Source organism: Sphingomonas sp. (assembly GCF_036677245.1).
Lineage (GTDB): Bacteria > Pseudomonadota > Alphaproteobacteria > Sphingomonadales > Sphingomonadaceae > Allosphingosinicella.
In genome coordinates this window covers 1-1,638 of the sequence record NZ_JAKFCG010000125.1, presented here as the reverse complement: position 1 = coordinate 1,638, position 1,638 = coordinate 1, and the positions used below count along the sequence as shown (strand labels likewise).

The following is a 1,638-nucleotide window of genomic DNA, read 5'->3' as shown; positions in this document are numbered from 1 at the left end:
CCTCGCTCTGCGCGAGGCCTATGCCGCCGAGACCAGCGCCTTCTATGGCGCACCGATTTCCGCGAACGAGGTCGCGATCACCGCCGGCTGCAACCAGGCCTATGTCGTGACGATGATGGCCCTCGCCCGCGCCGGCGACAATGTGCTGCTGCCGACGCCCTGGTATTTCAACCACGAGATGACCCTGAACATGCTCGGCATCGAGCCGCGCGCCCTGCCCTGCGACCCGGCGCAAGGCTTCGTGCCGGACGTCGCCGTCGCCGAGAGCCTGATCGACGCGCGCACCCGCGCCATCGTCCTGGTCACCCCGAACAACCCGACCGGCGCGGTCTATCCGCCAGCGACCATCGCCGCCTTTGCCACGCTCTGCCGCAGGCGCGGTCTCTGGCTCGTGCTCGACGAGACCTATCGCGACTTCCTGCCCGAGGGCGCTGGCCACTCGCATGAACTCTTCGCCGCAAGCGACTGGCGTGATTCGCTGATCGGCCTCTACAGCTTCTCAAAAGCCTATGCCGTGCCGGGCTGGCGGCTGGGCGCGATCACCGCCGACGTCGATATGCTGGCGCAGATCGGCAAGGTGCTCGACTGCGTCCAGATCAGCCCCGTTCGGGCCGGCCAGAGCGCCATCACCTGGGGCATTGACGGCATCCGCGCCTGGCGCGAGGCCAACCGTGCCGAGATCAACGCCCGCGCCGAGCTGTTCCGCCGGGCGATGGCGCCGCTCAACGGCTGGAATGTCCTCGCCGCCGGCGCCTATTTCGCCTATCTCGCCCACCCGTTCGAAGGCGTGCCGGCGGCGGAGGTGGTCCGCCGCCTCGTGCAGGAGCGCGGCGTGCTCGCTTTGCCCGGCCCCTATTTCGGCCCGGGCCAGGAGCGGCACCTGCGCATCGCTATCGCCAATGTCGGCGCGGAGCGGCTCGGCGAGCTCGGCGACAGGCTGAAGGGCTTTTCGCTCTGAGCGCTCGGCCGGTTTGAAGCACGACGAGCCCTCGTCCTGAGAGCTTGGCCGAAAATGCTGCGCTCGTTTTCTGGAGGTTGGGCTTCGACATCAACAACGGTGTCATCCCGGACGTAGCGAAGCGGAGATGCGGGATCCATTCCGGAGCCTTCCCAGAAGAGGTTCCGGAATGGGTCCCTGGTCTCCCTGCGGTCGCCCGGGACGACACTCGCCTTTTTCGGCAAGCGGCCCGCTCAGCCCTTCGCTGCCGCGCAGCGGCTCTCGGAGAGCGGCCAGACGGCGTCTTCAGGCGCGATCTTGCGCACGATCTCGAAGTAGTCCCAGGGCTGCTTCGAATCCGCCGGCTTCTTGACCCTGGCGAGGTACATCTCGCGCAGCACGCGGCCATCGGCGCGGATCTTGGCGTCCTTGGTGAAGGCGTCATTGATCGGCATGGCGCGCATCGCGGCGGCGACCTTGTCGGGATTGTCCGTGCCGGCCTGCTTGATCGCCTTCAGATAATGCAGCACCGAGCCGTAGACGCCGGCATGCAGCATGGACGGCATCATGCCGGCCTTCTCCATGAACTGCTTCGACCAGGCCCGCGACGGCTCGTCGAGATCCCAGTAGGAGGCGGTCGTCAGATAGGTGCCCTGCGTCGCCTTGAGGCCGAGGCTGTGCACGTCCTGCAGGAAGAAGAT

Annotated in this window: 2 protein-coding genes; one reads left to right on the top strand and one right to left on the bottom strand. The window is 67.2% G+C overall.

What is annotated here, in order from left to right:
- On the top strand, nt 1-958 hold a 958-nt coding region (locus V6M48_RS12515), incomplete at its 5' end, for an aminotransferase (protein ID WP_332812862.1).
- A 233-nt stretch (nt 959-1,191) separates the two neighbouring features.
- Here the strand turns inward: V6M48_RS12515 and V6M48_RS12510 are convergent.
- Nucleotides 1,192-1,638, bottom strand: a 447-nt coding sequence (locus V6M48_RS12510; RefSeq protein WP_332812861.1) for an ABC transporter substrate-binding protein, incomplete at its 5' end; no start/stop codon positions are given.